An 8,772-nucleotide genomic window follows, 5' to 3' on the forward strand; every position below is an offset into this window, starting at 1 on the left:
GTTTTTTCCAAGCATCAGTGCAACTGCAGCCAGAGCCATTACCGCGGCCGCCTGTGCGAAAACTTTTGTTTGAATCTGGCATGGCAAACAAAACGGCCAAGCAAGTTTATATTTGTGCAACCGGCAAAAGAAATAATAACCCTCGGCGTAATCTGAATTGGTTTATTTAGGTTGATTTAATGAGAGATGGCAATGAGATTGGACGGAAAATTAACGAGCTGAAGCGTGCCAATTCCAAAAAGCGCGTTGCTTCCCCACAAAGGGAAGACATAATTTCCGCACTAAAATCTGTGCTTCGTATTGGCAAGTTCAAAACATTGCGCGACTGGGAGGCAAAAAACAGCGAGCTTGCCAAGCTTGAAAATGAAATAGTCAATGACAAGAGCATCTTCAGGTTCTTGAGGCGGGGGTTTTATGGTGAAATAATCCCTGACCACAAAATAGACTCGTTGTCATGGAAAACTGCGGCGTATTCGTGGGCGCTGAAAATCAAGAGTCCTGTTAGCGCCATGCTCCCAATCCAAATAGCCAACAAGAAGGGCAAAAAGAAGGAAAAAAGAAAGGAAAAAGCGTAAATATCCCCAACCTCCAAACTCAGAAGGGATTATTTGAGGGCAAAATTTGCATTAGCGCTTCTTTTTGCCATTCTCTTATTGGGTTGCACTAAACAAGGCAGTTTGGCGGACCGAAAAATTCTGATTCATCTGGCATGCAAACGGCGTCTGGGGGGTTGATTTATGTGAAAACACTTAAAATTTCGGCACCTTTCAATAACGGCGGGTTCATAGCAGACAGGTACACTTGCAAAGGGCCAAACATGTTCCCGCAAATCTCGGTTTCAGAAATACCAGCTGAGGCTGCATATCTTGCAATCGTTGTTGACGACCCGGACGCGCCAGGCGGGGCGTTTACGCATTTTACGGCATGGAATGTGGCTATCGGCCAGGGTGCCAAAAATCATGTTTTTGAAGAAGCGTGGGGCAACAAGGGCGCAGGTGGCACAGGGTCAGTTTTTGGAATGACCGACTTTGGGAAGTCTGGCTGGGGGGGCCCATGCCCGCCTCCTGGAAAACCGCACCGTTATTTTTTCAAAATCTATGCGCTCAAAGACCAGATAGAGGTGCAAAGCGGCTCAAAAATAGAGCTTGAGACAATAGTCGAGCGGCTGGCAATAGCAAAAGGGGAGACTGTTGGCTTGTACAAACGATAGCTCCCGACTATAATATTTGGCTTTATTTGCTGAAAGCTTGTCAATGCTTTAATTTATTCCACTAATTATTCCATATCTGCCGCAGAACTTTGAAAAATGCAGGGAAGCTTTTTTTGACGCATTCTGGGTTGCAAATTCTTATGCCGCCTATCCTGAGCCCTGCCACGGCAAATGCCATTGCAATCCTGTGGTCGTTATGGGGGTCGATAAGGCCGCCGTGCAGTCCAGTCCCCCCGATGCCGGCACCTTTGATATGTATCTTTCCGTCTTTGAATCGCGCTTTACCTCCAAGGTTTCTTATGTTCTCAATTATGGCCTGCACCCTGTCGCTTTCCTTGAGCCGCAGCGTTTCAACACCGCCAATCCTGCTTGTCCCACGGGCAAACAGGCACACGGCAGCCAGAGGCATTACAATATCCGGGCAGTCTGACATGTTAATATTTATAGCCTTTAAATTTCTGGCGCCAATAAGTTTTACACTCATCCTGCCAATTTTTATTTTGCAACCCATCTTTTCAAGGATTTCAGTGAAAAATTTGTCTCCCTGGCGCGTGTTGGCGCTTAGCCCTTTGACTCTGATGCTGCCGTTTGTAATGGCTGCCGCTGCAAAAAGGAATGCCGCTGAACTGTAATCGCCCTCAACCCTGTATCTGCATGGCCTGTAATTGCATGAAGCCACTCTAATCTCATTTTCTTTTTTTTCAGTTTTGGCTCCAAACCTTTCCATCACTTCGCGAGTAATTTCAATATATGGCCTTGAAGCAATTTTCTTGCCAATGTTCAAAACAATCCCTTTATTAATAAGGGGGCCTGTGACAAGCAAGGCCGATATAAACTGCGAGCTTGCGCTTGCTTCAATATTGCATTTTCCTCCATCAAGGCCGCTGCCGTTTATCCTTACTGGTAAATGCCCCTTCTCTTTGAGGTAATCAATACTGGCCCCAAGCCGCCTTAAGGCTTCAACAAGGGGCTTAATAGGCCTGCTTCTCATCTTCATGCTTCCATCCACGATGCTCTGGCCGCCAATCAGGCAGCATATGGGAAGCAGGAACCTTGCGCTCACCCCGGAGCCTTGGGCATTCACCTTTTCCGGCCGCAGCCTTTCAATCCCGCCATCTATTGAAATCTCTCCCTTCCCGATCCTGACTTTTGCACCAAGTTTTCTGACTGCCTCAAGTGCAGCAAGCTGGTCTTGCGCAAGAAGCGGATTAATTATTGTTGTCCTGCCGTTGGCTAAAGCGCCAATGTATATCGCCCTAAGAGTATGTGCTTTGGACGGGGGTGCGACAATCGTCGCGTTCATGGGCCTTTGGCATTTTTTTATTTCAACTGAACTTTGATGCATAGAACCAATCATTTTCTCAGCCGCCTGTCAAGTGCAATGAGCCCTGAAATCAGTTTTTTTCGCTCCAGTTTTGCAAACCTGTTAAATTTTTGCATGTCAGTGAAAAGTGCCGTTGAGTCATTTGCAATCAGGCTGTGCGCCTTGCAAAGCTGTCTGAACGAACTTGTGGCAAATTCGCCCTGCCCCTCCTTCACGTGGTTTTTGAGCACTCCTGCCCATCCTTTAAGCATAAAGTGCATCATTGCCTGCGTCCTAGCTATTTTCCTGTCGTGCTCCTCTGGCGTGCAAACAGAAACCTTAAGCCCAAGGCTTTTCAAAACCCGTTTTGCCTTTTTCAGCTGCATGCCAGTGCATCTTATTGGGCAAAGTACAATACCCAAACCGCCAAGCCCGCCCCTTGCGCTTTGGGGCCCAAAAAGCGGATGCGTGCCCATGATAAAGCACGATTTGGGAAGCAGCCTTTCCATTGCAGCTGCAGGCAGCTGCTTTACCGAGCAGGTGTCAAGCACCAGTGCGCCAGGACTTACGTGCTTGGCGGCATTCCTGGCGCAATTTTCAAATGCCGATATTGGGACTGCAAAAATTACTATTTTTCTTGATGCTGCTGCCTCAAGGCTTGAAAACACTACCCCTGGGCTTTTTGCTTTTGCCTTGAGCAATGCACTGCTGTCATAGGCGGTAATTTTTGCAAACTTTTGCAGATGCAGGGAAACCAGCCTTCCAAATGCCCCAAAACCGATTATGCCAACCTCAAGTTTTTTTGCCATCTTTATTCACGTCATAGCATCAAGCTAATAAATCCTAAATCGCATCCCCAATTAGGTTTCCTCAACTACTTTTGCCCCAGCTCATCTGCGATTATCTTTAGTGCAGCCACCAGTTTTTTCCCATTTTGGATTAATGCAATCCTGAAGCAATCCCTGTAATCGCCAAACATTGTCCCCGGACTTATTAATACTCCCTTTTTCGCAAGCTTTTTTGCAAGCTTTACTGCGTCAAGCCCTCTTCTCCTGACAAAGATGTAAAATCCTGCATCGGGCTTGCATAATTGCAGCCCTTGGGACTTTTCAAGTATGCCAAGTGCCACTCTCAGGCGCCTGGCAAAAATTTTTCTCCTGCCCTTTGCAACAGTGTCCCTCATTTTTGCCGCGGCTAAGGCGGCATCCTGGATGAAAAGCGGCACGTTTGTTATAAAAATCCTGTTTTGTTCCTCTGCCTGCCTTGCCATTTTGCCTTGGGGGAAAACAACATACCCTATCCTCCATCCTGTCATTGAAAATGTCTTTGAGAACGTGCCGATTTTTATCACATTTTTGCCTTCTGGGGCCTTGTTGTCTCTGCCGTCAAAGGCAAGGTCCCTATATGCCTCGTCGCTTAGCACATAAGCGCCCTTCTCTCTTGCAAGCCTTTCGATAAATTCAATGTCCGGCTTTTGAAGAGTCGTGCTTGTAGGGTTATTTGGCGAGTTGACAACTATCATGCCAGTATTTTTTGTCATTGCCATTGACAGTTTTTTTCGAGGCAACATAAACCCAAGATGCCCGTTCTTTTTTTCGGCAAGGCAGTCAATGACCCTTACTTTCAGTCTGTTTGCCCTTGCAATCTGCGAAAAACCGTGCCACGCAGGCCCAAGCACAACAATTCTTTCTCCAGGTCTTGTGCACACCTTCATTGCAAGGTTAATGGCCCATCTTGAGCCAGGCGTTATCACCACATTATTGGCATCGGCGCCGATTTTGGCTGCAATTGCCTTTCTGAGAATGGCTTGGCCTGCCGGGCTTGCGTAGCAGTCCCTGCCTTCATTGATTGACTTTCTTGCTATCTTGGCAAGCAAAGCTGGGGCTTTCAAGTCCGGGTCCCCAACCCCCAAATCCATTGGTTTTTTCATTTGCATTGCCTCACTTTTTTACGCCATCCTTTGCGCTTTCATAAACTCCCAAAACCTTGATGAAGCTTGTCATTTGTGAAAGCTCCCCTAGTGCCTGCTCTAGGTTCTTTTCCTTTGCATCCCCGACAAAGTCCATGTAAAAAACATATTCCCATTGCTTTGCTGGCCTTGACTCCAGCTTGGTAAGGTTGATTTTCCTTTCTGCAAATGGCTTAAGGCAGTGGTAAAGCGCCCCTGGCTTGTGCTTTGCGGCAAAGACTATAGAAGTCTTCGGGTTCAGGCAATTTTCGGCCTTTTGCCGTGAGAGAAGCAAAAAGCGCGTGAAATTTTCCCTGCTGTTCCCAATGTCCTCCGCAAGCACCTTTAGCCCGTAGTAGTCCGCCGCCTTCCTGCTTGCGATCGCGGCGCAATTGTGCTTCTCCGTCTCAGCTATCATTTTTGCAGCGCCCGCAGTATCGTAATATGGCACCGGGCCGGCATACGGCAGTCTTTCTTCAAGGTATTTTTTGCACTGCCCAAGCGCCTGCGGATGCGAATATACTTCCTCGACTCCTGAAAGTGATGTGCTGCCTGCCGCAACCAGGCAATGCGTAATCCTATGCATGGTTTCTTTTGTAATGTGCAAGTCGTACTCCAGCAGCAAGTCGTAGACGCTGTTTACGCTTCCCTCAAGCGAGTTTTCAATCGGCACAAGGCCATAGTCAGCCTCGCCAGACCCTACTGCCTCAAACACCTCCCTGAAAGTGCTGCATGGAAGCGTAGTCCTGTTTTTTGAAAAAAGCCCGTCTATGGCCTGCTCGCTGTATGCCCCATGTTCTCCCTGGAAGGCAACAAGGGGCTGCTTTGAACCCTGCTTGAATTTGCTGTAGTCAATGACTTCCCTGAAAAGCTTGATTGCAAATTCCGTGTCTATGTCGCAAGTCTGGGCCCTCCTGCCAACGCTTCCAAGTATTTCCTCCTCCCTTGCAGAGTCCTCGCCTTCTATGCCAAGATGCTGTTTTGCCCGAAGTATCTTTTTTGCAGTCTCAACCCTTTTTGCAAGAAGCGAAACAATCTGCTTGTCGCACGAGTCAATCCTTTTCCTCATCTCGTCTATTTTCTTTTTTGATATTGCCATCAGTTTCACCTTTTATCATTTTTCATTGCATTTTCAGTCTCCAAATCCATTCTCAATGACAGTCTGCCCTTCAACTTTCTTCCTGCATCAGGGCCAGGTCGGCAAGACAGATTGCAGCAACTGCTTCAACAACAGGGACTGCCCTTAGGGCAAGGCACGGGTCGTGCCTTCCAGTTATCTCAATCTCAGTGTTTGTCATCGTGTTGAGGTCAACAGTCCGTTGCTTTTTACCTATGCTTGAAGTTGGCTTGAATGCGACCCTGAAAACAATCGGCATGCCGTTTGCTATGCCGCCTAAAATCCCGCCAGCATTGTTTGTCCTTGTGGCAACCTTGCCATCCTTGAGCTCAAACTCGTCATTGCACTTTGAGCCTGTCATGGAACTTGCGGCAAAACCTGCCCCAAACTCAATGCCCTTGACTGCTGGAATGCCAAATACGGCCTTGGCTATGGTGCTTTCAACAGAGCCAAACATGGGGTCTCCAAGCCCGGCAGGAACCCCAAAGCACCTGCATTCGATAATTCCTCCTACCGAATCTTTATGCAAACTTGCATTTTCCACTTCGTTTTTCATTTCAAGCGCTGCCTTTGCGTCCGGGCATGCTATCCCGGCCACCGGAGTCCTGGAAATCCTGGAATCCTCAACCCTTCCGGGTATTTTTGCCCTGCCTATCTGGGTGATAAAGGCGGCAACCTCAATCCCGTGGCTTTCAAGAATCTGCTTTGCAACCCCTCCTGCCATTACCATGGCCGCAGTCATCCTTCCTGAAAACGGCCCGCCACCGCGCATGTCAAAACCCGGGCCGTATTTTATATGTGCCGTGTAATCTGCATGCCCGGGCCGCGGCTTTCCACTGAATTTTTCATATGGTCTTGAGTCCACATCCTTGTTCTCAATTACAAGAGTTATTTTCTTGCCAGTTGCCACCCCGCCTGATATTCCATCCCTGACAATCATCCTATCAGGCTCGTTTCTCTTTGTGGTTAGAACGCTTGTGCCAGGCCTTCGCCTCTCCAAGTCAGCCTGTATTCTCTCCAGACTTATTCTCGTGCCTTTGGGGCAGCCATCGATTGTGCATCCAATCTGCTTTGCATGGGAAGCCCCAAAAATCTCAACTCGGAATCTTTCTCCAAATCGCATCAGCACCAACCCTCTTGCTCTGTTATTTTCACTATCTTTCCAGCAACCTGCCCAATGCTTTTCCCATCGGTCTTTATCCTGATATCTGCTGCATTTGAATAAATATTTGACCGCAAGGCAAGAAGTTTCCGGATTTTTTCAAGCGGTTTTTCTCCTGCAATTAGTGGCCTTTTTCTTGCTCTGCCAATCCTTTCAAGTATTGTTCTGGGCTTTGCTTCAAGCAAGATAACCGCGCAGCCGTTTTTCAAGGCCTCCACATTCTGCCTTGCAAGCACTGCCCCGCCGCCGCATGAAATTACTGCATTTCTTTCCCTGGCTGCACTTGCAATTGCCCTGGCTTCATGCTCCCTGAACTTTTCCTCGCCATCCTCCTTGAATATCCTTGGAATGCTTTTTCCAGCCGCCTTTTCAATCTCCCCGTCCGTGTCAATATGCCTTGCTCCAAGCATTCTTGAGACAAGCCTGCCCACGCTGCTTTTACCAGTTCCCATAAAGCCAATCAGGGCAATGCTTTTTCCAGGCTTTTTTGAAAGCGCACTCTGGATTTTTTTGGCAGGGTGCTTGAGTGCAACAAGTGCAGCTTCCGCCATTTTTTCCTTGTCCGGTATTTTCCCTGTCCAAATCATAAAGCCGGCTGCCCCCTGTGCAACAAGCATCTTCTCTCCTGTCACAATCCTGCATCCCCTTCTTGCTGCAGCCTTCACAAGCGCTGTCTCAATTGGATTAAATATGATGTCAAACACAACGTGCCTTTTTTCCAAAAGCCCAGGGCCGATTGGTGCTGTATCTAGATTGGGGCTCATGCCAACAGGAGTGCAGTTGACAATTATGTCCGCCTTGCGGCACGCATCTTCCAACTCAGGTTTGGAAAAACCTGCTGCCGAAACTTTTCCGCCACGCCTGTCTTCTGCGCCAAGGTCCAAAGCAATTTGCCTTGCCTGCTCCATCCTCCTTGCCGCTACAACGACATTTCCTGCCTTGCCCATGCTCCTGCATGCAAATGCGACTGCCCTTGCGCCTCCCCCTGCCCCAAGTACCAAGACGTTTTTCCCCTGAATGGCGTTTTTTCCCCCCAGTGCCTCATATGCTCCGATGCAGTCCGTGTTGTATCCAGCCAAAATCCCATTTCGGATTGCCACAGTGTTCACTGCCCCTATCTTTTTCGCAGTTTTGTCAAGCCTGTCCACAAGCCCAACCATTCTCTCCTTGTGCGGTATTGTTATGTTAAATCCTGCAACAGCCGCTTTTTTCAGCAGGCTGACTGTGTCTTCCAAATCCTGCGGGCTTGTTTCAAGAAGACAGTACGCCAGGCCAATTTTTGCATTGTCAAACGCAGCGTTTTGCATCTGCGGGCTTACCGAGTGGCTGACAGGAGACCCCAGAAGCACGACAAGCGGTGTCCTGCTCTTCATTGCCCTATCCATCTGGAAAACTGTCAGCTGGCCTTTGGCAACCTTGTTTTTCTGCCCTGTGCTGCAGTATGCGATAGGCGCCCCGGCCTTTGCATCAAATATCCTGCTTGCAGTTCCGTTTTCGCCTGCGGCAAAGCAAACAACTCTCCCGGTTTTTGCAAACCTTGCTGCAATTTCAACTGCAAGCCTGCACTCGTGCTTTTTTTCTGCAAAATATACGAATTTTGCTATGTCCGAGCATTCAAGCGATTCTTCAATGAACTTTCTTGCATAATCCCTGTCAGGCACGCCGCTTAGAAAATGCCTTGACATGATGACAGTGCATTTTCTCAGCCTTGCGCAGCTGCACACAGCTACTCTCAGTTTTTTGTCCATGTCTGATTCAACATCCACTAGCTGAGCCCCGGAATTTATTGCATCAATCAAGTTTCCTGTCCTTTGTTCCTCGTTCCCCCTGAACATGCCTCCGTCGCAAACCCTCCGGCACGTGGCAATTATCGGGACTTGCGAGTTGCGAATTATCTGTTCTGCCTCGCGAGGGTTTTCAAGATAGTCCAGCCTAAGCTCTGCTAGGGCAGCGCCCTGGCTTTTTGCCCTGCCAATAGCAGCAAGTGCTGTTTTTGCATTTTTTTCGGCTATGCATGCGCACAGTTTTACAA

The 8,772-nt window shown here is 48.3% G+C and carries 8 protein-coding genes; 2 read left to right on the forward strand and 6 right to left on the reverse strand.

Features of this window, described 5'->3' with window-relative positions; all coding sequences use genetic code 11:
- Positions 1-179: 179 nt before the first annotated feature.
- On the forward strand, positions 180-575 hold the full coding sequence (locus FJZ26_02425) for a hypothetical protein (protein ID MBM3229262.1): 396 nt from the start codon (positions 180-182) through the stop codon (positions 573-575).
- 134 nt (positions 576-709) lie between these two features.
- The gene (locus tag FJZ26_02430; GenBank protein MBM3229263.1) at positions 710-1,210 is read left to right on the forward strand and encodes a YbhB/YbcL family Raf kinase inhibitor-like protein; all 501 of its coding nucleotides are present in this window, start codon (positions 710-712) and stop codon (positions 1,208-1,210) included.
- A 61-nt stretch (positions 1,211-1,271) separates the two neighbouring features.
- Here the strand turns inward: FJZ26_02430 and aroA are convergent, their stop codons facing one another.
- The 6 genes from aroA to aroE all read right to left on the reverse strand — a co-directional run.
- On the reverse strand, positions 1,272-2,567 hold the full coding sequence (gene aroA / locus FJZ26_02435) for a 3-phosphoshikimate 1-carboxyvinyltransferase (protein MBM3229264.1): 1,296 nt from the start codon (positions 2,565-2,567) through the stop codon (positions 1,272-1,274).
- Complete coding sequence (locus tag FJZ26_02440) at positions 2,564-3,322, reverse strand: prephenate dehydrogenase (GenBank protein MBM3229265.1); 759 nt, start codon at positions 3,320-3,322, stop codon at positions 2,564-2,566. Before FJZ26_02440 ends, aroA begins: the two co-directional genes overlap by 4 nt.
- 65 nt (positions 3,323-3,387) lie before the next feature.
- Positions 3,388-4,449, reverse strand: a complete 1,062-nt coding sequence (locus FJZ26_02445) for a pyridoxal phosphate-dependent aminotransferase (GenBank protein MBM3229266.1) — start codon at positions 4,447-4,449, stop codon at positions 3,388-3,390.
- 4 nt (positions 4,450-4,453) lie between these two features.
- A complete protein-coding gene (gene pheA / locus FJZ26_02450; protein MBM3229267.1) occupies positions 4,454-5,317 on the reverse strand; it encodes a prephenate dehydratase in 864 nt (287 codons plus the stop codon).
- Positions 5,318-5,630: 313 nt separating this feature from the next.
- Complete coding sequence (gene aroC, locus FJZ26_02455) at positions 5,631-6,701, reverse strand: chorismate synthase (protein MBM3229268.1); 1,071 nt, start codon at positions 6,699-6,701, stop codon at positions 5,631-5,633.
- On the reverse strand, positions 6,701-8,772 hold a 2,072-nt coding region (gene aroE, locus FJZ26_02460; protein MBM3229269.1), incomplete at its 5' end, for a shikimate dehydrogenase. The genes aroE and aroC, both read right to left, overlap by 1 nt.

This window comes from Candidatus Parvarchaeota archaeon, assembly GCA_016866895.1.
Lineage (GTDB): Archaea > Micrarchaeota > Micrarchaeia > Anstonellales > VGKX01 > VGKX01.